This window comes from Streptomyces sp. NPDC002602 (assembly GCF_042889445.1).
Lineage (GTDB): Bacteria > Actinomycetota > Actinomycetes > Streptomycetales > Streptomycetaceae > Streptomyces.
The window spans coordinates 24,022-49,339 of the sequence record NZ_JBIAQX010000016.1 but is presented as its reverse complement, the minus strand read 5'-3'; the positions used below and the strand labels follow the sequence as shown (position 1 = coordinate 49,339).

At 71.8% G+C, this 25,318-nt stretch carries 27 protein-coding genes; 17 read left to right on the top strand and 10 right to left on the bottom strand.

What is annotated here, in order from left to right; genetic code table 11:
• Positions 1-139: 139 nt before the first annotated feature.
• From ACFYW3_RS30980 to amaP, 6 genes are all read left to right on the top strand, one after another.
• On the top strand, positions 140-919 hold the full coding sequence (locus ACFYW3_RS30980; RefSeq protein ID WP_053678587.1) for an enoyl-CoA hydratase/isomerase family protein: 780 nt from the start codon (positions 140-142) through the stop codon (positions 917-919).
• Positions 920-1,175: 256 nt separating this feature from the next.
• Positions 1,176-1,607 carry an Asp23/Gls24 family envelope stress response protein gene (locus ACFYW3_RS30975; RefSeq protein WP_053678589.1) on the top strand — a complete coding sequence of 144 codons (432 nt, stop codon included), beginning with the start codon at positions 1,176-1,178 and terminating at the stop codon, positions 1,605-1,607.
• Positions 1,608-1,621: 14 nt separating this feature from the next.
• Positions 1,622-1,807: a hypothetical protein gene (locus ACFYW3_RS30970; protein ID WP_053678591.1), complete on the top strand. Its 186-nt coding sequence runs from the start codon at positions 1,622-1,624 to the stop codon at positions 1,805-1,807.
• 7 nt (positions 1,808-1,814) lie between these two features.
• Entirely contained in the window at positions 1,815-2,207 is a 393-nt protein-coding gene (locus ACFYW3_RS30965; protein WP_351759975.1) for a hypothetical protein, read from the top strand.
• A complete protein-coding gene (locus ACFYW3_RS30960) occupies positions 2,090-2,746 on the top strand; it encodes a DUF6286 domain-containing protein (protein WP_389387988.1) in 657 nt (218 codons plus the stop codon). The genes ACFYW3_RS30965 and ACFYW3_RS30960 overlap by 118 nt, the downstream gene beginning before the upstream one ends.
• Before the next feature lie 4 nt (positions 2,747-2,750).
• Positions 2,751-3,305, top strand: a complete 555-nt coding sequence (amaP, locus tag ACFYW3_RS30955; RefSeq protein ID WP_351759970.1) for an alkaline shock response membrane anchor protein AmaP — start codon at positions 2,751-2,753, stop codon at positions 3,303-3,305.
• A 62-nt stretch (positions 3,306-3,367) separates the two neighbouring features.
• Here the strand turns inward: amaP and ACFYW3_RS30950 are convergent, their stop codons facing one another.
• The 5 genes from ACFYW3_RS30950 to ACFYW3_RS30930 form a co-directional block, all read right to left on the bottom strand.
• Complete coding sequence (locus ACFYW3_RS30950) at positions 3,368-4,123, bottom strand: SDR family oxidoreductase (protein ID WP_351759967.1); 756 nt, start codon at positions 4,121-4,123, stop codon at positions 3,368-3,370.
• Between the two features lie 10 nt (positions 4,124-4,133).
• Entirely contained in the window at positions 4,134-4,922 is a 789-nt protein-coding gene (locus ACFYW3_RS30945) for an SURF1 family protein (protein ID WP_351759964.1), read from the bottom strand.
• A gap of 158 nt (positions 4,923-5,080) precedes the next feature.
• Entirely contained in the window at positions 5,081-5,314 is a 234-nt protein-coding gene (locus ACFYW3_RS30940; RefSeq protein ID WP_078998905.1) for a hypothetical protein, read from the bottom strand.
• A 64-nt stretch (positions 5,315-5,378) separates the two neighbouring features.
• Entirely contained in the window at positions 5,379-6,356 is a 978-nt protein-coding gene (locus tag ACFYW3_RS30935) for a DEDDh family exonuclease (protein WP_389387987.1), read from the bottom strand.
• 97 nt (positions 6,357-6,453) lie between these two features.
• Positions 6,454-7,134 carry a TetR family transcriptional regulator gene (locus tag ACFYW3_RS30930; RefSeq protein WP_351759958.1) on the bottom strand — a complete coding sequence of 227 codons (681 nt, stop codon included), beginning with the start codon at positions 7,132-7,134 and terminating at the stop codon, positions 6,454-6,456.
• A gap of 123 nt (positions 7,135-7,257) precedes the next feature.
• Here ACFYW3_RS30930 and ACFYW3_RS30925 point away from each other — a divergent pair, with 123 nt between their 5' ends.
• Genes ACFYW3_RS30925 through ACFYW3_RS30910 form a run of 4 tightly spaced genes read left to right on the top strand, consistent with a single transcriptional unit; the run spans position 7,258 to position 11,469 of the window.
• Positions 7,258-8,055, top strand: a complete 798-nt coding sequence (locus ACFYW3_RS30925) for an acetoacetate decarboxylase family protein (protein ID WP_351759956.1) — start codon at positions 7,258-7,260, stop codon at positions 8,053-8,055.
• A 1-nt stretch (position 8,056) separates the two neighbouring features.
• On the top strand, positions 8,057-8,941 hold the full coding sequence (locus ACFYW3_RS30920) for an SDR family NAD(P)-dependent oxidoreductase (RefSeq protein ID WP_389387986.1): 885 nt from the start codon (positions 8,057-8,059) through the stop codon (positions 8,939-8,941).
• 12 nt (positions 8,942-8,953) lie between these two features.
• Positions 8,954-10,243, top strand: a complete 1,290-nt coding sequence (locus tag ACFYW3_RS30915) for an amidohydrolase family protein (protein ID WP_351759950.1) — start codon at positions 8,954-8,956, stop codon at positions 10,241-10,243.
• Positions 10,240-11,469, top strand: a complete 1,230-nt coding sequence (locus ACFYW3_RS30910; protein ID WP_351759948.1) for an amidohydrolase family protein — start codon at positions 10,240-10,242, stop codon at positions 11,467-11,469. Before ACFYW3_RS30915 ends, ACFYW3_RS30910 begins: the two co-directional genes overlap by 4 nt.
• 122 nt (positions 11,470-11,591) lie before the next feature.
• Here ACFYW3_RS30910 and ACFYW3_RS30905 read toward each other — a convergent pair whose 3' ends face one another.
• The gene (locus tag ACFYW3_RS30905) at positions 11,592-14,684 is read right to left on the bottom strand and encodes an NACHT domain-containing protein (protein WP_351759945.1); all 3,093 of its coding nucleotides are present in this window, start codon (positions 14,682-14,684) and stop codon (positions 11,592-11,594) included.
• Positions 14,685-14,799: 115 nt separating this feature from the next.
• Here ACFYW3_RS30905 and ACFYW3_RS30900 point away from each other — a divergent pair, with 115 nt between their 5' ends.
• The 3 genes from ACFYW3_RS30900 to ACFYW3_RS30890 are packed head-to-tail and all read left to right on the top strand — an operon-like array spanning position 14,800 to position 17,550.
• Positions 14,800-15,771: a sterol desaturase family protein gene (locus tag ACFYW3_RS30900; RefSeq protein WP_389387985.1), complete on the top strand. Its 972-nt coding sequence runs from the start codon at positions 14,800-14,802 to the stop codon at positions 15,769-15,771.
• Positions 15,768-16,451, top strand: coding sequence for a lysoplasmalogenase (locus tag ACFYW3_RS30895; RefSeq protein ID WP_389387984.1), 684 nt, complete (start codon positions 15,768-15,770; stop codon positions 16,449-16,451). Before ACFYW3_RS30900 ends, ACFYW3_RS30895 begins: the two co-directional genes overlap by 4 nt.
• Before the next feature lie 55 nt (positions 16,452-16,506).
• The gene (locus ACFYW3_RS30890; protein WP_351759940.1) at positions 16,507-17,550 is read left to right on the top strand and encodes a zinc-dependent alcohol dehydrogenase family protein; all 1,044 of its coding nucleotides are present in this window, start codon (positions 16,507-16,509) and stop codon (positions 17,548-17,550) included.
• A 119-nt stretch (positions 17,551-17,669) separates the two neighbouring features.
• Here the strand turns inward: ACFYW3_RS30890 and ACFYW3_RS30885 are convergent, their stop codons facing one another.
• Entirely contained in the window at positions 17,670-19,217 is a 1,548-nt protein-coding gene (locus ACFYW3_RS30885; RefSeq protein ID WP_389387983.1) for a S8 family serine peptidase, read from the bottom strand.
• 256 nt (positions 19,218-19,473) lie between these two features.
• Between ACFYW3_RS30885 and ACFYW3_RS30880 the strand changes: the two genes are divergently transcribed.
• From ACFYW3_RS30880 to moaA, 3 genes are all read left to right on the top strand, one after another.
• Positions 19,474-19,851 (top strand): DUF485 domain-containing protein, encoded by a 378-nt coding sequence (locus tag ACFYW3_RS30880; RefSeq protein WP_351759935.1) that lies wholly within the window; start codon positions 19,474-19,476, stop codon positions 19,849-19,851.
• Positions 19,848-21,485 carry a cation acetate symporter gene (locus ACFYW3_RS30875; protein ID WP_351376226.1) on the top strand — a complete coding sequence of 546 codons (1,638 nt, stop codon included), beginning with the start codon at positions 19,848-19,850 and terminating at the stop codon, positions 21,483-21,485. The genes ACFYW3_RS30880 and ACFYW3_RS30875 overlap by 4 nt, the downstream gene beginning before the upstream one ends.
• Before the next feature lie 177 nt (positions 21,486-21,662).
• Entirely contained in the window at positions 21,663-22,652 is a 990-nt protein-coding gene (moaA, locus tag ACFYW3_RS30870) for a GTP 3',8-cyclase MoaA (protein WP_351759933.1), read from the top strand.
• 55 nt (positions 22,653-22,707) lie between these two features.
• On the opposite strand, the gene ACFYW3_RS30865 is transcribed toward moaA, so the two are convergent.
• Entirely contained in the window at positions 22,708-22,962 is a 255-nt protein-coding gene (locus tag ACFYW3_RS30865; protein WP_351759930.1) for a hypothetical protein, read from the bottom strand.
• Positions 22,963-23,099: 137 nt separating this feature from the next.
• Positions 23,100-23,378, bottom strand: coding sequence for a DUF3099 domain-containing protein (locus ACFYW3_RS30860; protein ID WP_351759986.1), 279 nt, complete (start codon positions 23,376-23,378; stop codon positions 23,100-23,102).
• A 256-nt stretch (positions 23,379-23,634) separates the two neighbouring features.
• On the opposite strand from ACFYW3_RS30860, the gene ACFYW3_RS30855 reads away from it, so the two are divergent.
• Complete coding sequence (locus ACFYW3_RS30855; RefSeq protein WP_053678635.1) at positions 23,635-23,913, top strand: GlsB/YeaQ/YmgE family stress response membrane protein; 279 nt, start codon at positions 23,635-23,637, stop codon at positions 23,911-23,913.
• A 107-nt stretch (positions 23,914-24,020) separates the two neighbouring features.
• Here ACFYW3_RS30855 and tyrS read toward each other — a convergent pair whose 3' ends face one another.
• Complete coding sequence (gene tyrS, locus ACFYW3_RS30850; RefSeq protein WP_351759928.1) at positions 24,021-25,286, bottom strand: tyrosine--tRNA ligase; 1,266 nt, start codon at positions 25,284-25,286, stop codon at positions 24,021-24,023.
• Positions 25,287-25,318: the final 32 nt, after the last annotated feature.

Genomic DNA, 25,318 nt, shown 5'->3' with positions numbered 1-25,318 from the left:
TTGACGTTCTGCTCAAACGGTTCCGAGGCTTTGATGGTTCCTTCGGTGACCCCCCGGTCGGTCATGTGGTCGACCGGGTGGTTACTGTGCAGTCACTTAGGCCGGGCTCGCGGCCGACTACACACCGGAGGGCACCGACATGGCTCTGCTCGACAAGGACGGCGTACGGCTCACCGTCGACGACACGGTCGCCACGGTGACATTGACCAATCCGGCCAAGCGAAACGCTCAATCCCCCGCGCTCTGGCGGGCGTTGACGGAGGCCGGACGGTCGCTGCCGGGCACCGTTCGGGTCGTCGTGCTGCGCGGCGAAGGCAAGTCCTTCTCCGCAGGGCTCGACCGTCAGGCGTTCACCCCTGAAGGCTTCGAGGGTGAGCCGTCCTTCCTCGATCTGGCGCGCGGTTCGGACGAACTGCTCGACAGCACCATCGCCGAGTACCAGGAGGCATTCACCTGGTGGCGGCGCAACGACATCATCTCCGTCGCCGCCGTGCAGGGGCACGCGATCGGCGCCGGCTTCCAGCTCGCGCTCGCGTGCGACCTGCGCGTGGTGGCGGACGACGTCCAGTTCGCCATGCGCGAGACCAGCCTGGGACTGGTGCCCGACCTGGCCGGGACCCAGCCGCTGACCTCGCTCGTCGGCTACGCCCGCGCGCTGGAGATCTGCGCGACGGGACGCTCCGTGCACGCCGAGGAGGCCGAGCGGGTGGGCCTCGCCAACCTGGTGGTCGCCGTCGACGAACTCGACGCGGCCGTCAAGGACCTGACCACCGCGCTCCTGGCCCCGCCGCGGGACGCGGTCATCGAGACCAAGGCCCTGCTCCGAGAGGCCACGGCCCGGCCCTACGACGCCCAGCGCACCGCGGAGCGCGCCGCCCAGGCGCGTCGCCTGCGTGACCTGGCGGGGCTCTCCGACTGACCCTCGACCCCTCCACGCCCCGACGGGGCCCGGACCCCCCGCGCACCGGCGCCGTGCGCGCGGGGGGTCCGGGCCCCGTCGGCGTGTGCGGGCTCGCCGCCATTCCGCGGCCCGGTGTCCGTGCCGCCGGAACCCGGTCGGCGCCGGGTCGGGCGGGCGGACGGCGGAGGGTGGACCGATCGGCCCAGTCCACGGCGCGCCGAGGCGCCTTCGCGCTTACCGTGGTCGGGAGTCCGCAAGCGCGAAGGGACACACGATGACCGAATCCACAGCAGGGGGTTCCCACCGGGACCCGGCCGAACGGGGCCGCACCAGCATCGCCGACGGGGTGGTCGAGAAGATCGCCGGACTGGCCGCCCGCGAGGTGGTCGGAGTCCACGCGATGGGCAGCGGCACCGGCCTCTCCCGCACCTTCGGCGCCGTCCGCGACCGCGTTCCCGGCGGGGCGAAAGCCTCCGTGTCCCGGGGCGTCAAGGCGGAGGTCGGCGAGGTCCAGACGGCTCTCGATCTGGAGATCGTCGTCGACTACGGCGTGTCGATCCGCGATGTCGCCCGGGCCGTACGCGAGAACGTCATCTCGGCGGTCGAGCGCATGACGGGCCTGGAGGTCGTCGAGGTCAACATCGCGGTCAGTGACGTCAAGCTGCCCGACGAGGAAGACGACGAGCCGGAATCCAGGCTCCACTAGCCGAGAGGACCCGCATGAGCATGGCGGTTGCCGGCCTGCTGGCCGGCATGGGAATGGGGTTCGCCGGCTACTTCGGCGGCTTCGGTGCCTTTCTGCTGGTCGCCGCCCTCGGCGCCATCGGCTTCATCGTCGGCCGCTTCTTCGACGGCGACCTCGAACTCGGTGACCTGTTCCGCCCACGCGACGACCGGCGCAGGTGAGGCCCCTATGAGCACCAGCACCCCGCGGGCCACGCCGACCCGGGTGCCCGCCGGCGAGCGGGGATCCACCCGCATCGCCGACCGGGTCGTCGCCAAGATCGCGGCGCAGGCCGCACGCGAGGCGCTCGTCGCCGAGGCGGACGCGGCGGCGCCCCCGCACGCCACCGTCACCGTCCACCACGACATCGCACGCGTACGGGTGAGCCTGGAGCTGCCCTACCCGTCCGACGTCGCCGCCCAGAGCGCGGCCGTCCGCCGCCGGGTGGCCGAACGCATCGAACAGTGCGCGTCGATGACGGTGCCCGAGGTGGCCGTCGAGGTCGAGCACCTGCACCCCGCGCACCGGCACCCCGTGCACCTGAGCCCGGCGGCCGCCGGGCGGGACCGGCGGCTGCGGTGACGGCGGGTGCCCGCCGCTTCCGCTCCGCGCGCCGGATCCCGGCCGCGCTGACCGCGCTGGCCGTGCTCGGCGCGGCCGGAGTGCTCCTGTACGACCTGGCGGCCGTACGCGCCCACCGGCCCGGCATGCGCTGGCGTCGGGAACTCGCCCGCCAACTGGAGCGCTACACCCCCGCCGACCCGGAGGTCCTGATCGGCGCCGGGGTCCTGGCGCTGATCGGGGCGGTCCTGCTGGTGCTGGCGATCACCCCGGGGCTGCGCGGAATCCTGCAGATGCGCACCTCGGAGTCGGGGGTGCGGGCCGGGCTGGGGCGCAAGGCGGCCGGGCTGGTGCTGCGCGACCGGGCCATGGAGGTGTCCGGGGTGAACTCCGTGCGGGTCAAGGTGGGCCGGTCCCGCATCGGGGTACGGGCCGGCTCGCACTTCCGCGAACTGGACGAGGTACGGGCCGACCTGGAGGCGGTACTCGCCGTCGGCATCGAGGAACTGGGTCTCGTGCACGAGCCGGGGCCCCGCGTACGGGTCAACCGGAAAGGGTGACGCGATGCTCGGCTCGGTCAACCGGGTACTGCTGGCCATCATCGGAGCCGTGCTGCTGGCTGTCGGGATCACGGTGCTCACCCGGTCCTGGCCGTTCGGCGACCGGTACGCGCCGCTGCTGACGGCGGAGGTCCGGCGCCGGTACGGGCACGCGGACGGCTGGTGGTGGGCGGTGATCGCCGGGCTGGGCCTGTGCGTGCTGCTCGCACTGTGGTGGCTGCTGGCGCAACTGCGCAGGTCCCGCCTGGACGCCGTGCTCGTGGACACCGGGGACGGGGCGTACGCGCTGCTGCGCGGGCGGGCGCTGGAGTCGGCGGTGGCCGCGGAGGCGGGGGCCCTCGACGGGGTCGCCCGCTGCCGGGTCGCGCTGCGCGGGCGCCGGGAGACTCCGAGCCTGCGGGTCGCGCTGGAGCTGGAACCGCACGCGGTCCCGGCCGACGCCCTGGCCGGGCTCGCCGGGCCGGTCCTCGCCCACGCCCGGGCCTCGGCGGGCCTGCCCGAACTCCCCGCGGAGGCCCGGCTCAAGGTCGGCTCGCACCGGGCGGCCCGGGTCACCTGAGACCCGAGCCGCACGAGCCGAGCCATACGGCGAGGGGCGCGAGCCGGCGTCGCAAGCGGTCGTCAGAAGCCGTGGCGTGAGCCTCCGTCGACCGGCAGCATGACGCCCGTCAGGTAGGAGGCAGCCGGGGACAGCAGGAAGGCCGCCGTGCGACCGAACTCCTCCGGTGTGCCGTAACGCCGCAGCGGGATCCGGGACTCGTTCGCCACCCTGGCGGTGTCCGCGTCGCCGGACAGGGCGTCCAGCTCCCGGACCCGGTCCGTGTCGATCCGGGCCGGCAGCAGCCCGACCACCCGGATCCCGCGCGGGCCCAGCTCCACGGACAGGGACTTCGCGAAGCCGGCCAGTCCCGGCCGCAGCCCGTTCGAGATCGTCAGCCCGGGGATCGGCTCGTGCACAGATCCCGACAGCACGAACCCGATGACGCCTCCCTCGCCCAGCTCGGCCGCCGCGGCGCGCGCGAGCCGGACCGCGCCCAGGAAGACCGACTCGAAGGCGGCGGCCCACTGTTCGTCGGTGTTGTCCGCGGCCGTGCCCGGGGCCGGGCCGCCGACGCTGATCAGGATGCCGTCGAGGCGCCCGAAGCGTTCCCGGGCCTCGGCGACGAGACGGGCGGCCGCCGCCGGATCGGCGTTGTCCGCCGCCACTCCCACCGCGTTCGGGCCCAGGGAGGCGGCGGCCTCGGCCGCGCGCCCGGCGTCGCGGCCGGTCAGTACGACTTTCGCGCCGTCGGCGGTCAGCTCGCGCGCGGAGGCGAAGCCCAGCCCGCGGGTGGCTCCGGTGACGACGTAGACACGGTCCTTCAGTCCAAGATCCATGCCCGACACGCTACGCCGGAGCGGGCACCGATTCCGAGGAGGCCTTCGCCGCCGCCTCCGCGCGGTCCCGCTTCTCCCGGCGCACCAGGATCACCCACCCCACCGGCACCCCGGCCGTGAACATCCACCACTGGATCGCGTACGCCATGTGCGCGCCGATCGAGTCGTGATCGGGGTCGCCCACCGGCTCCGGGCTGTCGTTCGCCGGGACCGGTGCGGTGAGTTCCACGTAGCCGCCGAGGACGGTCCGGCCCACGGACTCCGCCTGCTGCGTGCTGTTGATCAGCATCACCTGGCGATCCGGCAGCCCCTTGCGGTCCCTGATCCCGCTGTCGCCGCTCGTCTCGTCGGCCTTCAGTCGTCCGGTGACCGTGATCTCGCCCTTGGGCGCGGCCGGTACCGGCGGGTAGGCGCGCGCGTCGTCGCCGCCCGCCACCCAGCCGCGGTTGACCAGGACGACCCGGCCGTCGCGCAGCACCAGCGGGGTGATGACGTGGAAGCCGACCTTGTCGTCGTTGTTGGTCCGGCGGCGGACCACGACCTCGTGCGCCGCGTCGTACGTGCCCGTCGCGGTGACCGCGCGCCAGTAGTCGGCCCGGGGGACGGTGTGACCGGGGGAGGTGAGCTCGGTGACGGGCACCGGCTTCCCGTACAGGTTCCTCGCGATCAGCTCGTTCTGTGCCACCCGGTGCTCATGGCGGTGGAACTGCCAGAAGCCCAACTTGATCATCGCCGGGATGAGGGCGAGGGCGATGAGGTGCAGGCACACCCACTGCCGGGTCAGTACAAAGCGGTACACGCCCTCGACGTTACCCCCAGCCGAGAAGACCCCGGCGGCCGGGTGGCCGTCCGGGGTCCGGACAGAGGGGTTCGGTGACGGGTTCGGTGACGGGTTTGACAGCCGATGGGTTCGCGGGACGGCGGGTCGGGGGACGCCCGGTCGGGAGCGACGCGGAGTCAGACGTGATCGACGATGCCCGCCTTCCCGGCCGCACGGGCGCAGTGCGCCCCGCAGTACCACTGCCCCTCGACGTCGACGCCCTGCCCGATGATCTGGACCCGGCAGTGCTCGCAGATGGGCGCCATGCGGTGAATGGCGCAGGAGAAGCAGTCGAAGACGTGCACCGCGCCCTGCGCGTGCACCTCGAAGGACATCCCGTAATCGTTTCCGCAGACCTCACAACGTGCCATGCGCCACAGGGTGGAACCGGACGGGCGGACCGGGAAGGAGGGCGCCGGGCGAGTCGCGCGACGCTCACCCGTCTGCCGCAGCCACGTCCCGCAGCAGGTGGGTGAAGGCTGCCTCGTCGAGGACCGGGGTGCCGAAGGACTTCGCCTTGACGGTCTTCGAGGTCGAGGAGTCCGGGTCGTTGGTGACGAGCAGGCTCGTGAGTCGCGACACACTCGTCGCGACGTGCAGGCCGGCCTCGATCGCCCGGTCCTCCAGCAGCTCCCGGTCCACGGAGGTGTCCCCGGAGAAGGCGATCCGCATGCCCTGCTTGAGGGGCTTGCCGTCCTCGAACCGCCCCGGGTTGGGGTGGGGGCACGCGGGCCGCTTGCGGGAGGCCCGCCAGCTGGTCGCGCCGAACGGCCCCTGGTAGCCGACCCGGGGGGCGACCGGCGTGTCCGACCACTCCGTCAACGGCCGGCACTCCAGCAGGGGCAGCCGTACGTTGTCCCGCGCGGCGGCGTGCAGCGACGGACGGAAGGCCTCCGCGAGCACCCGGGCGTCGTCGAGCGCGTGGTGGGCGCGCTGCTGGACCACGCCGAAGTGCGCGGCGAGGGACTCCAGCTTGTGGTTGGGCAGCGGCAGTTTCAGTTCCTTCGACAGGGCGATGGTGCACAGCCGCTGACGGACGGGCGCCGTCGTGGCGGCCCGCGCGTACTCCCGGGAGATCATCTGCCAGTCGAAGATGGCGTTGTGGGCGACGAGCACACGGTCCGAGAGGCGACCCGCGAACTCCTCGGCGATGTCCTCGAAGAGCGGCGCGTCCTGGAGCATGGCGCTGGTGAGGCCGTGGATCCAGACCGGGCCCGGATCCCTGCGCGGGTTGACCAGCGTGTACCAGTGGTCCTCCACGTTGCCCCGCGCGTCGAGCCGGTAGACGGCCGCGGACACTATCCGGTCGTCGCGAGCGAGCCCGGTGGTCTCCACGTCGACGACCGCGTACCCCTGTGGGTACGCGGTCGGCCACATCGTCTCTGCGGTCGTACGGTCGTCGAGCATGGTCACAGAGGATATCGGCCCCGACTGACACCCGTGGCCCCGCCGGGGTACCCGGGCCGTCGACCGGGGGTCGCGACGAGGTCACCCGAGAGCCGCGACGAGGTCATCCGTCGCGAGGTGTTCGAGTCGGCGCGGGTCGGGCCGGCGGGGACAGGAGGGCGCTCACGAGGGCCCGTACCGAGAGCAGGAACAGTCGTTCCGGGTCGGCCGGGCGGGCCAGGGCCCGGGCGAGCGCCCGGTCGTCGGGGGCGTCGGCGGGGTCCCAGAGCTCGCTCTCGGCGGGGGACTGGACGGGCGAGCGCTCGCGGTTGCGCTCGACGAGCAGGAAGCCGACGACCTGGAACTGGATCGCGCGGACCGCGTCGGCGGCCCGCGCCCCGCGCAGCCCGGCGGCGTGCACCTCGTGGACCAGGGCCCGCTGGGCGGGCAGGAACATCCGCTCGGTGAGCCCGCGTTCGTGGACCATCGCGATCAGGTGGGGGCGTTCGCGCAGTTCCCGGCGCAGGGTCCGGGCCACGGAGAGGATCCGGTCGGCCGGGGTGCGGCCCGCCGCCGTTCCCCCGGACGGGGCGCGGGGCAGGATCGCGCCCATGTCCCGGACAGTCCGTTCCACGAGGGCGTCGAGCAGCGATTCGCGGTTGCCGACGTGCCAGTAGATGGAGGTGACGGCCGTGCCCAGTTCGGCGGCGAGTTTGCGCATGGTGAGTGCCGCCGGGCCGTGCTGCCTGACCAGCGACGAGGCCGCCTCCAACACCTCCTCGCGGGTCAGCGCGTTTCGGGCCATGAGGGAGGCCGCCAATCTGTCGGACCGTCAATTCCGGTGTGTGCGTGGGTCTTTACCCTTCATCGTCGACGGTGTAACTGTGTTACAGAACCCCCGGGAAACCCAGCGAAGGGTGGTACACCCATGGCACGCGTACGGTACGGAGCGCGCACCGAGGCGGAGATCGCGGCGTCGCGCGAGAAGAGCTCGAAGCTCCCGGACATCTGGTCCACCGGGGTGGTGGCGGTCTGGGAGAGCGACCCGGACGTGATCGCGGCCGTCCTGCCGCCACCGCTCAAGCCCGCCGAGCGGCCCCTCGTACGAGCCAACATCAGCAAGGTCGACCTGCCCGGCTACCCGCTCGGCGCGGGCTCCGTGGCCGTGGCCGCCCGACACGGCGGCGTCGAGGGCTGGTACCCGCTCGTCATGCCGATGACGCACGAGCGGGCCCTGGTCGGCGGCCGGGAGGTGTTCGGGGAGCCCAAGAAACTGGGCGAGGTCACCGTCGAGCGGGACGGGCTCGTCGTACGGGCCGCCCTCGCCCGGCACGGGATCGCCTTCGTCGAGGTGCGCGGGGCGGTGGACCGCGCGCTGCCCCTGCCCGCACCCGCCACCAAGACCGATTTCTACTTCAAGTTCCTGCCCGCCGTGGACGGTTCGGGCTTCGACGTCGAGCCCGTCCTCGTGCACTGCACCCGCAACGAGAAGGTCCGCAAGCTGGAGCACGTCACCGGTGACGTGGTGTTGCGCGAGTCGATGTTCGACCCGGTCGCGGATCTTCCCGTACGCCGTCTCGTGGAGATCACCATCGGGGAGAAGACCACCGACCAGCGGGGCAGGGTCGTCGAGCGGGTCAGCGCCCAAGCCCTCCTCCCGTACATCCACCAGCGCTACGACGACCCGATGCAGATCCTCGACGGCCCCCCGGAAGGCGGTGCCTGAGATGCGACTCGAACCGGGACAGGTGGCCGTCGTCACCGGCGCCGCGAGCGGCATCGGCCTCGCCATGGCCCGCCGCTTCGCCGCCGAGGGGCTGAAGGTGGTCCTCGCCGACGTGGAGGAGGGCGCCCTGCGCAAGGCCGCCGACGAACTGACGGCCGACGGCGCCGAGGTTCTCGCCCGGCCCGTCGACGTCAGCGACCGGGACTCCGTGCTCTCCCTCGCCGACGCCGCCTACGAGGCCTTCGGCGCCGTCCACGTCCTGTGCAACAACGCGGGCGTCGGCTCCGGCGCCGAGGGCCGCATGTGGGAGCACGAACCCAACGACTGGAAGTGGGCCTTCTCCGTCAACGTCTGGGGCGTCTTCCACGGGATCCAGGCCTTCGTCCCGCGCATGCTCGCCGGCGGCGCACCCGGCCACATCGTCAACACCTCCTCCGGCGACGGCGGCATCGCCCCACTGCCCACCGCCTCCGTGTACGCCGTCACCAAGGCGGCCGTGGTCACCATGACCGAGTCGCTCTACGCCCACCTCAAGGCGGAGGGCGCCCGGGTCGGGGCCTCCGTCCTCTTCCCCGGACCGCACATGCTGCGCACCGGACTGTGGGAGTCGCACCGCAACCGGCCCGACCGCTACGCGAAGCAGAGGCCGCGCAAGTCCCCGTACCGCAGCCTCGACCAGTACGAGACGGCGATGCGCGAGGCCGGCCACGACGTGGAGTTCACCCCGGTCGAGGAGGTCGCCGAGCACGTCGTCGAGGGCATCCTCGCCGACCGGTTCTGGATGCTCCCGGCCAGTGAGCACAGCGACCGGCAGATCCGCGCCCGGTCACGGTCGATGCTCGACCGCGCCAACCCCGCCTACCTGGAAAGTTTCATCCTCGACTGAGGAGCGTCCGCCGTGAGCGACACCCCGTACGAAGACCCGTACCTGATCATCTCCTCCGACTGCCACGCGGGCCTGCCCACCGAGCAGTACCGCCCCTACCTCGACAGCGCCTTCCACCGCGAGTTCGACGAGTTCCTCGGTCAACGCGACGCGCGCCGCGAGGAGGCCACCCGCCTCGGCGTGCGCAACGAGGCCTTCGCCGAGAAGTGGTTCCACGACCACGAGGAGGGCCTCAAGGGCGGCTGGGACGTGGGCCGACGCCTCAAGGAACTCGACGGCGACGGAGTGGCCGCCGAGGTCGTCTTCCCCGACGCGGACGCCGTCGACAGCCAAACCGCCGCCCCGTTCGGAGTGGGCCTCGGCCTGTCCGGCGACCAGGACCCCGCACTGGGCATGGCGGGCGCGCGGGCGCACAACCGCTGGCTCGCCGAGTTCGTGTCCCGGAACCCCGAACGACACTGCGGCGTCGCCCTGCTGCCCATCACGGGCGAACCCGCCGAGGTGGTCGCGGAGATCCACCGGGCCAAGGAGTCCGGGCTCGGCGCGCTGATGATCCCCTCGATGTGGGTGGACAAGGCGCCCTACCACGACCGCCGGTACGACCCGGTGTGGGCGGCGGCGGCCGAGACCGCGATGCCCGTCGTCACGCACTCGGGGGCCGCGCCCCGCCACGAGTACGGCGACCACCTCGGCATCTACGTCTCCGAGGTCACCTGGTGGCCCTCGCGGCCCCTGTGGTTCCTCCTGTGGTCCGGGGTCTTCGAACGCCACCCCGGCCTGAGGTTCGGCATCGCCGAGTCCGGCTGCTGGTGGCTGCCCAACCAACTGTGGTTCATGGACCGCCTCTACCTCGGCGCGCACGGCGGCAAGAAGCTCTCGCCCTTCGCCGAACTGACCCGCCCGCCGAGCGAGTACCTGGACCGCCAGGTGTTCATCTGCGCCACCAACACCAAGCGGCGCGAACTCGCCCAGCGTTACGAGATCGGCGTCGACAACATCCTCTGGGGCTCGGACTTCCCGCACCCCGAGGGGACCTGGCCGCACACCCGCACCTGGCTGAAGAACACCTTCCACGACATCCCCGTCGACGAGACCCGCCGCATGCTGGGCCTGGCCGCCGCCGAAGTCTTCGGCTTCGACACGGCGCGGCTCGCCCCGATCGCCCGCCGCATCGGGCCGACCCCGGCGGAACTCGGCCAGTCCACCGACCAGGCGGCGGTGCACGCCTCCTGGGCCCGCTCGCGGGAGGTGGGCCGACACTGGCTCACCGGACACGACTTCCCGACGCTGGGGGTCTCGTGACGGCGCCGGCCGAGGACCGCTACACCGTCGTCTCGGCGGACTGCCACGCGGGCGCCGACCTGCTGGACTACAAGCCGTACCTGGAGAAACGCCACCACGACGAGTTCGACGCCTGGGCGGCCTCGTACGTGAACCCGTACGAGGACCTCCTCGCGGACACCGCCGACCGGAACTGGAACTCCCGGCGCCGACTGGCGGAACTCGAAGCCGACGGCATCGTCGCGGAAGTCCTCTTCCCGAACACGATCCCGCCCTTCTTCCCGACCGCCTCCCTGATGGCCCCGGCGCCCACCCGCGAGGAGTTCACCCTGCGCTGGGCGGGCCTGCGGGCCCACAACCGGTGGCTGGCCGACTTCTGCGACGACGCCCCGGGACGGCGCGCCGGCGTCACCCAGATCCTGCTGAACGACGTGGACGAGGCGGTGAAGGAGATCCGTCGCACCCGCGACGCCGGCCTGACCGGCGGGATCCTCCTGCCGGGCGCGCCCCCGGGCAGCGGTGTTCCCGAGCTGTACTCCGCCGCCTACGACCCCATCTGGGCGGTGTGCGACGAGCTGGCGGTCCCGGTCAACCACCACGGCGGCTCGGCCTCGCCCCCGCTGGGGGACGAGCCGGCGGCCCGGGCGGTCTTCATGGTGGAGACCACCTGGTTCTCCCACCGCGCCCTGTGGCACCTGATCTTCGGCGGCGCCTTCCGCCGGCACCCGGGCCTCAGGCTCGTCCTGACGGAACAGGGCTCCGGCTGGATCCCCGGCGTGATGGAGATGCTCGACTACTACCACGGGCGTCTGGTCTCCGCCTCGGCCACCGCGGAGGCCAAGTTCGGCGCGGGTCTGGCCCGGTCCATGGGCAAGGGGCCGAGCGAGGTGTGGCGGGACAACTGCTTCGTGGGGGCCAGCTTCATGCGCCCCCACGAGGTCCCGCTGCGCCACCGGATCGGCCTCGACAAGATCATGTGGGGTTCCGACTACCCCCACGACGAGGGCACCACGCCGTTCTCCCGCGAAGGCCTCCGCATCGCCTACGCGGGCCTGCCCCGCGAGGAGGTGGCCGCCATGGTCGGCGGAAACGCGGCCCGCGTCTACGGCTTCGACCTCGCCCGGCTGGACGCGGTCGCGGCCACGTGCGGCCCGCTGGTCTCGGAGATCGCCGAGCCGCTGACGGAGATCCCCCCGGCCGCCACCAGCCCGGCCTTCGCCCGAGGGGGCTCGGTGCGGGTCTGGTAGATCCGGCCGATCCTGCCGATCCCGTCGGACCTGCCGATCCCGCCGGACCGGTCCGATCCGGTGAACCGCCGATCCCCTCGGACCGGTCCGATCCGGTGAACCGGCGGTCCCGCCGGAGCGGCTCAGTCCCTGCGGACGAGCCACTCCGGCGGGATCCGCTCCGCCCCGCTCACGTTCGTGCCCCGGTGCACCTCGACGACCAGGCCCTCCAGATCCGCGAGCGGAGACAGGTCCACCGTGCCCAGGCATTCGCTCAGCACCAGCCGCCGCAACCCGCGAAACGCGCGCAACGGCTCCAACGTCCCCTCCAGCGCGCACCTGATCAGGGTCAGCCGGGTCAGCCGCTCGTACGGCAGGAGCGCCTCGATCGCCACCGGCGCGGCATGCCGGATCTGCAACCCGTCCAGGTCCGGCAGCGGCAACTCCCGCGTCAACTGTCGGTACTGGCCGCTCCCGGCGATCGTCAGCGTCCGCACCCCGGGCCACCGGTCGATCCCGTCCAGCGTCATACGGCGGGCGCCCTGCCAGATGTGCAGCGCGGCCAGGGTCGCCGCCGCCGGTACGTCCCCGATCCGCCGCTGCTCCGGCTCGAACCCGATGACCAGGGAGCGCAACCCCTCGGCCCCGGCCAGCGGGGCCAGCGAGAGTCCGTCCCGCAGGTAACCGAAGGCGAGACTGTCCGCCGCCAACTCGGTCACCACCTCGACCCCGGTCACCTGCGGGCAGTCCAACACCCCCAGGTGCCGCAGCGTCGGATGCCCCGCCAGCGGGGACAGGTCGGTCAGCCCCGGATTGCGGTGCATGACCAGCCATTCCAGGTCCCGCCGGTCCCGGATCGCCGGCGGGATCGGGCCGTCCCAGGTCAGGTGGACCCGGTGGATGTGCCGCAACCGCTCGTAGGTCGCCAACTGCTCGGCCGTGCGCAGATGCAGGTGGCCCTCGCGGACGGGTGCCCCGGACAGCACCGCGTCCGCGTACGCCTCGTTGGGGAAGCGCCCCCACGAGTCCGACAGCTCGTGCACCACCTCGTACCGGTCGTCCGACCGGAACCCCGCGATGACCTCGAGCGCCCGGTCCCCGCCGACCAGCGCGGCCGTCCGGATCGTCGCGGCGGCCTCGTCCTCGGTGAGGTCGGCCGGCTCCGGCAGCAGCTCCAGGACCAGTTCCCCCGCCTTGGCCAGTTCCTCGGCCTGCGCGGCCGAACGCGGCGGCAGCAGGTGCGCCGTACGGGTCTCCACCTCGTGCCAGACCTCCGGATCCAGCTCGGGGGCGTGCTCCAGACAGGCCGCCGCCAGCAGCACCAGCCGACTGCGGTCCCGTTCGTTCTCGTCGGCCCGCCGCAACAACTCCCGGAGCAGATGGGCCCGTTCGTCGGGTCTGGCGTGGCCGACCGCCATCCGGATCACGTCGTCCCAGGTGTCCTCGTGCGCGTTGCGCACCAGCACGCCGAAGTCCCGTGACTCCACGGCCGCCTTCGCCCCCAGGTAGTCCTGGAAGACGCGGTGCACGAACTGCACGGAGTCCGGCACCGGCTCCCGCAGCAGGCCGGAGCGGATCAGCAGGTGCCGGAACACCTTGCGCGCACTGCCCTGCGCCCGGACCTGCGGCATCGCGTCGAGCCACTCGCCGACCATCTCGATCGCCTCCTCGAAGGAGGCGACCAACTGCCCGTTGCGGATGAGCCAGTACGCCAGCCGCTGGAGCAGCACCGTCTGCTCGTCCCGGCTGAGGTAGACCCCCTCGACCCCCGCTATGTCGCGCTCGGTGTCCCGGCGGACCAGGAGCATGTCCAACGCGGCGTCGTACAGCTCCTTGCGGGCCCGCGGCAGGTGCATCCGCCGGTCCCGGTTCAGGGCGCACAGGAGGGCGCACATCAGCGGGTTCGTGGCCAGCCGGCCGAGGTCCCGGCGCGTGCTCACCGCCTGGATGAGCGCCTTCTCGTACGTGTCGAGCTGCTCCCGCTCCTGCCCGGAGACGCCCTCCGCCCGGGCGGAGTCGTGCCAGTGCGTGATGAACGCGCCGACGCCGTCCCGCTCCATGGGCAGCAGCGACAGGGGGGAGAAACCGTGCCCGGTCAGCCAGTCCTCCGGGACGGCCGAGGGGCGGGTGGTGATCACGAACCGGGCCGTGGGATAGGCGATGAGCAGGGCCCGGAGCCAGGTCTCCGTCCGGTCGCGCAGCCGGGGCGGGACCTCGTCCACCCCGTCGACCAGGACCAGCGCCCGCCCGGCGGAGAGCAGGGACTCCACCCAGCCGTCCGGTGCCCGCAGCGGCACCCCGGTCGCGCTCAGCCAGTCCTGCGGCATCGGCAGCCCGGCGGGGGAGTTGAAGGACCGCAGCGGCAGGACGAAGGGGACCAGGAGGTTCCAGTCCCGCAGGCCGGGACCGAAGGTGCGGCGGGCGGAGTTCAGGGCCAGCCACTGCACGAGCGTGCTCTTGCCCGAGCCCGCCGGACCGCGCAGCAGGACCCGCTCGGAGGCGCCGAGGGCCAGTTCGGTGCTCATCGGGGTGGCCCGGCCCGGCTCCTCCAGGAGCCGCTCGCCGCTGACCGCCAGGCTGATGTACGCCCGGTCCAGCGGCCACTCCCGGCGGGCCTGGCTGAAGGTGAGGCCGAACAACTGGAGCCGCCCGTGCGCCTCGGCGATGTACCGGCCGTACCTCTCCTCGAAGGCGAGCGCCGCGCCGTCGCCGGTGTGCGAGAGCCGGTCCACCGCCCGGGCCAACTCGGCCATCCTGCGGACCAGTTCGACGTCCGCCCGGGCCGAGAAGCCCGGCAGGGTGGTCGCGTACTCCACCACGTGCGTGCAGCACAGTTCGACGAGCCGCCGGTGGGCGGACTCGGCGGCCTCGCTCAGGCCCGCCGCGCGCGGCGGCGGGATCGCCGCCGCCAGGGCCGCCGGTCGCAGGTCCGCGGCGAAGAGGGCGTCCGCGTCCAACCGGCCCACCGCGGCGAAGGTGTCGGCCACCGAGTCCACCACGGCCGACCGCTCGTGGTCCGGCAGCCGGTCCGTCTCCTCGCCCAGGCGGGAGGCCAGGGTGCGGGTCAGCCGGCGGATCTCGGGGTCGCCCAGTTCCGTCGGTCGACGCAGCCGGCCCGCGGGACGGGCCGGGTCGGCGGTCAGGCCCGCTCCCGGGGCCCGGGCGAGGAGGGACTTCAGCAGGGTGGTCGCCGCCGTGCCCGCGACCCGTAAGAGAACCGTCTCGAAACCTGTCATGCCCTCGCCTTCCCCTTGACCCCGCCATCATCGCTCGAACCGTCGGTAACCCCGATGGATACCGATCGGTAACAACCTCTAGCGGCAGCCCCGAGCCCCGCTCTATGGTGCGGACATGCCGAACCTGCCCGATGTCGTGCTGTGGTCCATACCAGCCTTCGTGCTGCTCACCGTCATCGAGGTGGTCAGTTACCGGCTCCATCCCGACGAGGATGCCGCCGGCTACGACACCAAGGACGCCGCCACGAGCATCACCATGGGGCTGGGCAGCATCGGCTTCGACCTGCTCTGGAAGATCCCGGTCGTCGCGGTCTTCACCGCCGTCTACGAACTCACCCCGCTGCGCGTGCCGTTCCTGTGGTGGACCGCCCTGCTGATGCTCCTCGTCCAGGACTTCCTGTACTACTGGCAGCACCGCCTCCACCACGTGATCCGCATCCTGTGGGCCTGCCACGTGGTCCACCACAGCAGCAAGCGGTTCAACCTCACCACCGCCCTGCGCCAGCCCTGGACCAGCGCCACCACCTGGTGGTTCTACCTGCCCATGGTGGCGCTCGGCGTCCACCCGGCGGCGATCCCGTTCTGCTACGGAATCAACCTGCTCTACCAGTTCTGGGTCCACACCGAGCGCATCGGGAAGCTGCCGCGGCCCTACGAGTACGTCTTCAACACCCCCTCCCACCACCGCGTCCACCACGCCTCGCAGGGCGGCTACCTGGACCGCAACTTCGGCGGCATCCTGATCATCTGGGACCGCATGTTCGGGTCCTGGGTCGGGGAGACCGACCGGCCCGTCTACGGGCTCACCAAGAACATCGCCACCCACAACCCGCTGCGCGTGGCCACCCACGAATACGCCGCCATCGCCCGCGACGTACGCGCCGCCGGAAGTTGGAGCGAGCGCGCCGGCCGGGTCTTCCGCGGCCCCGGCTGGCAGCCCGCCCCGGCAGCCGCCGCCCCGGGCACCCCGGCCGCCGCCCCCCTTCCCGCCCCGGGCGGCGATCCGGCATCGGCCCCGCAGCCCCCGCAGCCATCGTCCGCCTCGTCCGCCTCGTCGAAGGCCCCCGCCTCCGAGCACGCCGCGTGAGCGCCACCGAGTCCCGCACGCCGTCCTGGGCGCGGGTCACCGCCCCCGACGGCGGACGACGGGCCCTCGCCGGCCGGATCGCCCTCGCCGGGTTCGTCGTGGCCGCGGCCGTCGACCTCGGCTCGCTCCTCGCCGACTGGCACCTCGGGCACGTCATCGCCAAACCGCTGCTGATGCCGCTGCTCGTCGCCCACGTGATCGCGCTCGGGGCTCCCCGGCTGCTGGTCGCCGCGCTGCTGTTCGGCTGGGGCGGGGACCTGGCGCTGCTCTTCGACGCCGATGCCGCGTTCCTGGTCGGCATGGGCTCCTTCGCCCTCGGGCACGTCTGCTACCTCGTGCTCTTCGGCCGGCGTGCGACCAATCCGCTCCTGGGCGGCGCGTACGCCCTCGCCCTCGTCGCCACCGTCGCGCTGCTCTGGAGCGACCTGCCGACCGACCTGCGCGTCCCCGTCGCCGGATACAGCCTGCTGCTCACCGCCATGGCCTACCGCTCCAGTGCCCTCGGGGTGCGCGCCGGGATCGGCGGCGCGCTGTTCCTGCTGTCCGACACCCTCATCGCGACCGGGGTCGCCGAGTGGCCCCAGTTGCCCCGGCCCGACTTCTGGATCATGGCCACCTACCTGGCGGCCCAGTACCTGCTGGCCACCGGCGTGCGCCCCCGGGAGGCAGGCGTACGGTAGGGGAGCCCACAAGGCGAGCCCTGCCCACACCCCCGATCCGGAGGACTGCCCCACCATGCGCGCCACCGTCATCCACGCCCCGCACGACATCCGCGTGGAGGAGGTGCCCGACGCCGCGATCCGGCGCCCCGAGGACGCCGTCGTCCGCGTACTGCGCGCCTGCATCTGCGGCAGCGACCTCTGGGCCTACCGCGGCGAGGCCGCGCGCGAGCCCGGTCAGCGGATCGGCCACGAGTTCCTCGGCATCGTCGAGGAGACCGGCTCCGCCGTCACCGACCTGCGCGCCGGCGACCTCGTCGTCGCCCCCTTCATGTGGTCCGACGGCACCTGCCGGCACTGCGTCGAAGGTCTCCACACCTCGTGCGTGGACGGCGGCTTCTGGGGCTCGGTCGGTCACGACGGCGGCCAGGGCGAGGCCGTCCGCGTTCCGCACGCCGACGGCACCCTGGTCAAGCTGCCCGCCGACGCGGCCTCCGACGACCACCTGCTGACCGCCCTGCTGGCGCTGTCCGACGTCATGGGCACCGGCCACCACGCGGCGCTCGGCGCCGGCGTCCGCAAGGGCTCCACGGTCGCCGTCGTCGGCGACGGCGCGGTCGGCCTGTGCGGCGTCCTCGCCGCGAAGCGCCTCGGCGCCGACCGGATCATCGCGCTGGGCCGCCACACCGCCCGTACGGACATCGCCACGCTCTTCGGCGCCACCGACATCGTCGCCGAACGCGGCGAGGCCGCCGAGGCGGCCGTCCGCGAACTGACCGCCGGCGAGGGCGCGCACGCGGTCATCGAGGCCGTCGGCACCGAGCAGTCCATGCGCACGGCCGTCAACATCACCCGCGACGGCGGATCCATCGGCTACGTGGGCGTCCCGCACGGCAGCGGCACCGGCCTGGACCTCGGTGTGATGTTCGACCGCAACCTGACCCTGCGCGGGGGCGTCGCACCGGTGCGCGCGTACATCCCGGAGCTGCTCGCGGACGTGCTCAGCGGGGCCATCGACCCGTCCCCGGTCTTCGACCGGGCGATCTCCCTGGACGAGGTCCCGGACGGCTACCGCGCGATGGACGACCGCAGCGCGCTCAAGGTGCTCATCAAGCCGTAGGCATCACCCGGCGGTACGGAACACAAAGGGCCGGTCGGGGAGTACCCCGACCGGCCCCTTCACGTGTCCGGCCCGCCCCACGCGTCACCTCACGCGTGGGCCACGCCTACGCGCCACGCCTACTTCACGGCGCGGAGCGCGTTCACCACGCCGGAGCCGTAGTAGCCGGTCTGGCCCCACTTGCTCTTGCAGGTGGTGGCGTCGATCAGCGCGCCGGTGCCGTCGTAGATCTTGTCCGGGCAGGCCTGCTTCGTGGCCTGGGCCTTCAGCAGCGCCTGGAGCTGCGACGGCGTGGCGGAGGGGTGCTTGCTCTTCAGCAGCGCCACGACGCCCGCGACGTGCGGGGCGGCCATGGAGGTGCCCTGCTTGTAGCCGTAGCCGCCGCCCGGAAGGGTGGACAGGATCCGGCCGTTGGCGTCCGGCGTGGCCGGCACCTGCCACTTGTCGCCACCGGGGCCCGCGACGTCCGCGACGCCCAGCCCGTAGCTGGAGTAGTACGACCGCAGGCCCTGGTCGCCGGTGGCGGTCACGGTGACCACGCCGGGGAGCTGGGTGGGAAGGTCGAGGCAGACCTTCGGGTCGATGGTGCGCGGCACGGCGGTGGTGTCGTTCGGGCTGGTGGTGTCCTCGATCGAGGGACCGGCCAGGTCGTGGTCGGAGTTGCCGGCCGAGGCCACGCTCAGGACACCCTTGCGCTCCGCGTACTTCGTCGCCCGCGCGATGGCCTCCACCAGCGCCTTCTGGTCGTCGTCCGACTTGCAGGTGTAGTTCCACGGGTCGACGTAGTAGCTGTTGTTGGTCACCTCGATCCCCTTCTCGGCGGCGAACATGAAGCCGCAGACGACGGCCTCGGTGTAGAAGAGGCTGGTCCCGGGCTCGCTGACCTTGATGGCGGCGACCTTCACACCGGGCGCGACACCGCTGATGCCGATGTCGTTGCGCGCGGCGGCGATGGTGCCCGCGACGTGGGTGCCGTGGTCGCTGCCGTCGGCGTACGGGCGCCAGGCGCCCTCGGTGGTGTCGGGGACACCGCCCACGCAGTTCGCGGACTGGCCCTTGGAGAAGTTGGGGGCGAGGTCCGGGTGGGTGTCGTCCACACCCGTGTCGATGACGCCGACCGTCACGTTGCGGCTGCCGTCGTTGATCTTGTGGGCCTCGTCGGCCTTGATCGCCCGCAGGTCCCACTGGTTCGATTCCAGGGGCTCCTGGCCCGCCGTGGCCTTCGCCGCCGCCTTCGCGGCGTCCGCCGCGCTCAGCCGCTGGGTGGCGCCCTCCTCGGTGGTCTGCACCGGGGACAGCGGGGCCGTCCGGGTGGCGCCGACCGACACGAACAGGCTGCGCTGGGCGCGCAGTTGCTTGGCGAAGTCGGGGTTCTGGGAGTGCGCGACGACGACCCCGATCTGCTCGTGCGAGGTCACCACCGTTCCGCCGGCCTTCTCGATGGCCTTCTTCGCCTGCTTCACCGTCCCGTACGCGGTCAGGTTCGCCACGTACGACAGCTTGGGGCCGGAGGTGCCGGGCTTGGCCGTCGCCACCGCGTCCGCCGTGTTGCCCAGCGGGGCGGCGGAGGCCGCGACGGAGGGGAGGAGGGCGAGCGAGGCGGTGAGTGCCAGTCCGACCGGAACGGCGAGTGCGCGCCGCCGGTGACCGGTTCCCAGGTGAGCCATGGGTTCTCCACATCATCCTGAAAAGGCCGTGCGGGCACGGTTGCGCCCGACGGGTTCATGACACAGGAACCTAGTGCTGTCGTTCGGTCTTGCGCCATCAGTTCGAGGAATCAGTTTCCAATGAATCAACTGGGGTTGAACCGTCTCGACACGCCGTCCGTGCCGTTGACAGGGGGGATCAGCGTCACCATCCCCCTCGCACGGATGTTGTCTCGTCCGTCGTCCCCCCTGCACCCGCGTCACAAGGAGAGCCCCCGTGACCCTCGAAGCAGCAGCCCCACCACCACCGCCCGGCGGCGCGGGGCCGCACCACCCGGCCGGCCCCACCGCCGAAGAGTTCACGAGCGTCCAGAACAGCCCCGAGTTCGCCGAACTGCGCGGCTCCCACCGCTCGTTCGCCTTCCCGCTCACCGTGGCGTTCCTCGCCTGGTACCTGCTCTACGTGCTGCTGTCCAACTACGCGGGCGGCTTCATGGGGACCAGGCTCTTCGGGAACATCAACGTCGCCCTCGTCCTCGGCCTGGGCCAGTTCGCGACCACCTTCCTGATCGCCTGGCTGTACTCGCGGCACGCCGCCACCAAGCTCGACCCCAAGGCCTCGGCCATCAAGGCGCGGATGGAGGCCGGGGAATGACCACGCCGTTCGACCCGGCGACGGCCCCCGCCCTCGCCGCCGGAGCCACCGAGCACCGGCCGCTGATCATCACCCTGTTCGGGCTGTTCGTCGTCGCCACCCTGATCATCACCGTCTGGGCCGGCCGCCAGACCAAGGACGCCGCCGACTTCTACGCGGGCGGACGCCAGTTCACCGGCTTCCAGAACGGCCTCGCGATCTCCGGCGACTACATGTCCGCCGCGTCCTTCCTCGGCATCGCCGGGGCCATCGCCCTCTTCGGCTACGACGGCTTCCTCTACTCCATCGGCTTCCTCGTCGCCTGGCTCGTGGCGCTGCTGCTCGTCGCCGAACCGCTGCGCAACTCCGGCCGCTACACGATGGGCGACGTCCTGGCCTTCCGCATGCGCCAGCGGCCCGTGCGCACCGCGGCGGGCACCTCCACCATCGTGGTCTCGATCTTCTACCTGCTCGCCCAGATGGCCGGCGCGGGCGTCCTCGTCTCCCTGCTCCTGGGCATCACCAGCGACGGCGGCAAGGTGGCCGTGGTCGCGCTGGTCGGCGTACTGATGATCGTCTACGTCACGATCGGCGGGATGAAGGGCACCACCTGGGTCCAGATGGTCAAGGCGGTGCTGCTCATCGCGGGCGCCCTGCTGATCACCCTCATGGTGCTGATCGAGTTCAACTTCAACGTCTCGGAGCTGCTTGGCAAGGCCGCCGAGAACAGCGGGCAGGGCGCCAAGTTCCTTGAGCCGGGGCTCAAGTACGGCAAGGACGCGACGACCAAGCTGGACTTCATCTCCCTCGGCCTCGCCCTCGTCCTGGGCACCGCCGGCCTGCCGCACATCCTGATCCGCTTCTACACCGTCCCCACGGCGCAGGCCGCCCGCAAGTCCGTGAACTGGGCCATCGGCATCATCGGCGCCTTCTACCTGATGACCATCGCCCTCGGTTTCGGCGCCGCGGCCCTGCTCAAGCGGGCCGACATCCTGGCCTCCAACAAGGCCGGCAACACCGCCGCCCCGCTGCTCGCCCAGGAGATCGGCGGCGGCGCCGACTCCACCGGCGGCGCGATCCTGCTCGCCGTGATCTCGGCGGTCGCCTTCGCCACCATCCTCGCCGTCGTCGCGGGCCTGACCCTGGCCTCCTCCTCGTCCTTCGCGCACGACATCTACGTGAACGTCATCCGCAAGGGCAAGGCCACCGAGAAGGAGGAGGTCCGCGCGGCCCGCTGGTCCACCGTGGTCATCGGAGCCGTCGCCATCGGCCTCGGCGCCCTCGCCCGCGACCTGAACGTCGCCGGCCTGGTCGCCCTCGCCTTCGCGGTCGCCGCCTCCGCCAACCTTCCGACCATCCTCTACAGCCTCTTCTGGAAGCGGTTCACCACCCAGGGCGCGCTGTGGTCCATCTACGGAGGCCTGATCTCGGCCGTCGGCCTGGTGCTCTTCTCCCCGGTGGTCTCCGGCAAGCCCACCTCGATGTTCAAGGACGCCGACTTCTACTGGTTCCCGCTGGAGAACCCGGGGCTCATCTCCATCCCGCTCGGCTTCTTCCTGGGATGGCTGGGAACCGTCCTGTCCAAGGAGAAGGCCGACCCCGCCAAGTTCGCCGAGCTGGAGGTCCGCTCCCTGACCGGAACGGGCGCTGTCTGAGATCCACCGAACACTCAGCGTGGCCGCGTCGTACTTCCCTACGACGCGGCCGCGCCGTGTCTCGTTCATTCGGGCATCCCTACGCGGGAGAGCCGTCGCGTAGGCTCGAAGCACGGCGCTTGCGCTCTCGTTCACCGCAGCGCGACCTCTACGACCGGACAGGGGAGGGGGCCCACAGTGCTTCTCGACACCTATGGCCGCGTGGCCACCGACCTGCGCGTCTCACTGACCGACCGGTGCAACCTGCGCTGTACGTACTGCATGCCCGAGGAGGGCCTGCAGTGGCTCGGCAAGTCCGACCTGCTCAGCGACGAGGAGATCGTCCGGCTGATTCGGATCGCGGTGACCCGGCTCGGCATCACCGAGGTGCGTTTCACCGGAGGGGAACCGTTGCTGCGCCCCGGCCTGGTCGGGATCGTCGAACAGTGCGCGACCCTGGAGCCCCGCCCCAGGATGTCCCTCACCACCAACGGCATCGGCCTCAAGCGCACCGCACAGGCACTCAAGGCCGCCGGCCTCGACCGAGTGAACGTTTCCCTGGACACGCTGCGGCCCGAGGTCTTCAAGACCCTCACCCGCCGCGACCGGCACAAGGACGTCGTCGACGGCATGGCCGCCGCCCGCGCCGCCGGCCTGACCCCCGTCAAGGTCAACGCCGTGCTGATGCCCGGACTCAACGACGATGAGGCCCCCGACCTTCTCGCCTGGGCCGTGGAGAACGAGTACGAGCTCCGCTTCATCGAGCAGATGCCGCTCGACGCCCAGCACGGCTGGAAGCGCGACGGCATGATCACCGCGGGCGACATCCTCCAGTCCCTGCGCACCCGCTTCACCCTCACCGAGGAGGGCGCGGACGAACGCGGCTCCGCCCCGGCCGAACGCTGGGTCGTCGACGGCGGCCCGGCCACCGTCGGCGTCATCGCCTCCGTCACCCGGCCCTTCTGCGGTGCCTGCGACCGCACCCGACTGACGGCCGACGGCCAGATCCGCACCTGCCTGTTCGCCACCGAGGAGTCCGACCTGCGGGCCGCCCTGCGCTCGGGCGCCCCGGACGAGGAGATCGCCCGCCTGTGGAAGGTCGCGATGTGGGGCAAGAAGGCCGGGTCCGGCCTCGACGACCCGACCTTCCTCCAGCCCGACCGCCCGATGTCCGCCATCGGCGGTTGAGTCGTCCCTCTCGGCACGAAGGACCTCACCACGGCCCCTCGAAGGCTCGGACCGGCTACCGCCGCTCCGAGCCTTCCGGCTGTACCCACTCGTCGAACCTCACGACGTCCTTGAGGAAACCGCGGACCCCCAGGAACTGCGAGAGGTGCTCGCGGTGTTCCTCGCAGGCCAGCCAGGTCTTCAGCCGCTCGGGCGTGTGGAGGGTCGGGTTGTTCCACGCCAGGACCCAGACCGCCGCGTCACGGCAGCCCTTGGCGGAGCAGGTGGGAGCGGCGGCGGGTGTGTTGGTGTCCGTATCAGGGGAGTTCACGCCTCAACCCTACAAACGGAAGGGCGACGCCGAGCAGCCACGGGGGGAGCTGCCCGGCGTCGGTCCGTCGCTCCGACGGGGGATGCGGAGCGCGTAGGCAGTATGTCACGCAAGACCCGATGTGGTGCACTGGAACTTCATGATTGATCTGAGGTTTTCTTGAGGTTTCCGGGCTCCAGTGCGGGGAGCACGGGAGCCGGCATGAAGTGTGAGGGGAGGGAGGGAGTCGACTCGCGGCCGGCGTTCGCGATGACCACCGCGACGTACGGCAGCAGTGCGCCCGCGACGAGCGTCACGATCGCCACGTGACGCTCCACGTTCCACAGGACCACCGTCGCGATGACCGACAGGGTCCTGATCGCCATCGAGATGACGTACCTGCGCTGCCGGCCCCGCACGTCCTCGGCGAGACCCATCCGCGCGCCGGTGATCCGGAAGACCTCGGCCTCGTTCCGCTTCGTCCGCTGCACGTCTCCACCATCCGATCCACCCACCGGACACGCCCGGGCCCGGAGGCTTCCACCGTACGCCGCTCCTCCGTCGGGGAGGAGAGTGGGTGCGCCTTGACCGTCCGCTTGAGTGCCCCCGGATGGCGTTGTCCGAAATGCGTAGTGTGCCGGTCGGGTCGAGACTGGGCCCACATGCGCACGACGCGCCAGGAGGAGGTTCGACATGGAATGGGTTTGGGCGATCATCGTCGGTTTTGTGCTGGGCCTGATTGCCCGGGCCATCCTGCCGGGCAAGCAGCACCAGCCACTCTGGCTGACCACCATCTTCGGCATCCTCGGAGCGCTCCTCGGCAACGCCGTCTCCCGGTGGATCGGCGTCGAGGACACCAAGGGCATCGACTGGATCCGCCACCTGCTGCAACTCGCCGGAGCGGTCCTGATCGTCGGCCTGGGCGACATGCTCTACCTGGCCATCCGGGGCAACAAGCGGCAGACGACCTGAACCACGCCGACCCGGTCCACCGGGTCGGGGCGTCGGGGCCGGCCCGGACCACGCGTCCGGACCGGCCCCTTCGTCATGCCGTCACCGGGTCACCCCGAGCGAACGGCTCAGCCCGTGACCTCGACCGCGGCCAGGTTCTTCTTGCCGCGGCGCAGCACCAGCCAACGCCCGTGCAGGAGGTCGGCCGCGGCGGGGACCGCGTCCTCGGCGGTGACCTTCACGTTGTTCACGTAGGCGCCGCCCTCCTTCACGGTCCGGCGCGCGGCCGACTTGCTGGCGACCAGGCCCGTCTCGGCGAGGAGGTCCACGACCAGCCCCGCCTCGGCGACCTGCGCCCGCGGCAGCTCCGACAGGGCCGCGGCCAGCGTGGCCTCGTCCAGCTCCGTCAGCTCACCCTGACCGAACAGCGCCTTCGACGCGGCGATCACGGCCGCGCACTGGTCGGCGCCGTGCACCAGCGTGGTCAGCTCCTCCGCGAGGGCCCGCTGCGCGGCCCGCGCCTGCGGCCGCTCGGCGGTCTGCGCCTCCAGCTCCTCCAGCTCCTCGCGGGACCGGAAGGACAGGATGCGCATGTAGGTCGAGATGTCCCGGTCGTCCACGTTCAGCCAGAACTGGTAGAACGCGTACGGCGTGGTCATCTCCGGGTCGAGCCAGACGGCGCCGCTCTCGGACTTGCCGAACTTGGTGCCGTCCGCCTTGACCATCAGCGGGGTCGCCATGGCGTGGACGTGCGCGTCCGGCTCCAGGCGGTGGATGAGGTCGAGACCGGCCGTCAGGTTGCCCCACTGGTCCGAGCCGCCCTGCTGGAGCGTGCAGCCGTAACGGCGGTACAGCTCCAGGAAGTCCATGCCCTGGAGCAACTGGTAGCTGAACTCCGTGTAACTGATGCCCTGGTCGGACTCCAGTCGGCGGGCCACCGAGTCCTTCGTCAGCATCTTGTTGACGCGGAAGTGCTTGCCGATGTCCCGCAGGAACTCGATCGCGGACAGGCCGGCCGTCCAGTCCAGGTTGTTCACCATGACCGCGGCGTTCTCGCCCTCGAAGGACAGGAACGGCTCGATCTGCGCACGCAGCCGGCTCACCCAGTTCGCGACCGTGTCCGGGTCGTTCAGGGTGCGCTCGGCCGTCGGGCGCGGGTCGCCGATCTGGCCCGTGGCTCCGCCGACGAGAGCCAGCGGACGGTGCCCGGCCTGCTGGAGCCGACGTACGGTGAGCACCTGCACCAGGTGTCCCACGTGCAGCGAGGCCGCGGTCGGGTCGAAGCCGCAATAGAACGTGACGGGACCGTCCGCGAAGGCCTTGCGCAGCGCTTCTTCATCGGTGGACAGCGAGAACAGCCCGCGCCACTTCAGTTCGTCGACGATGTCCGTCACGGTTGTGACTCTCCTTGAGCGAGATGAGCGAG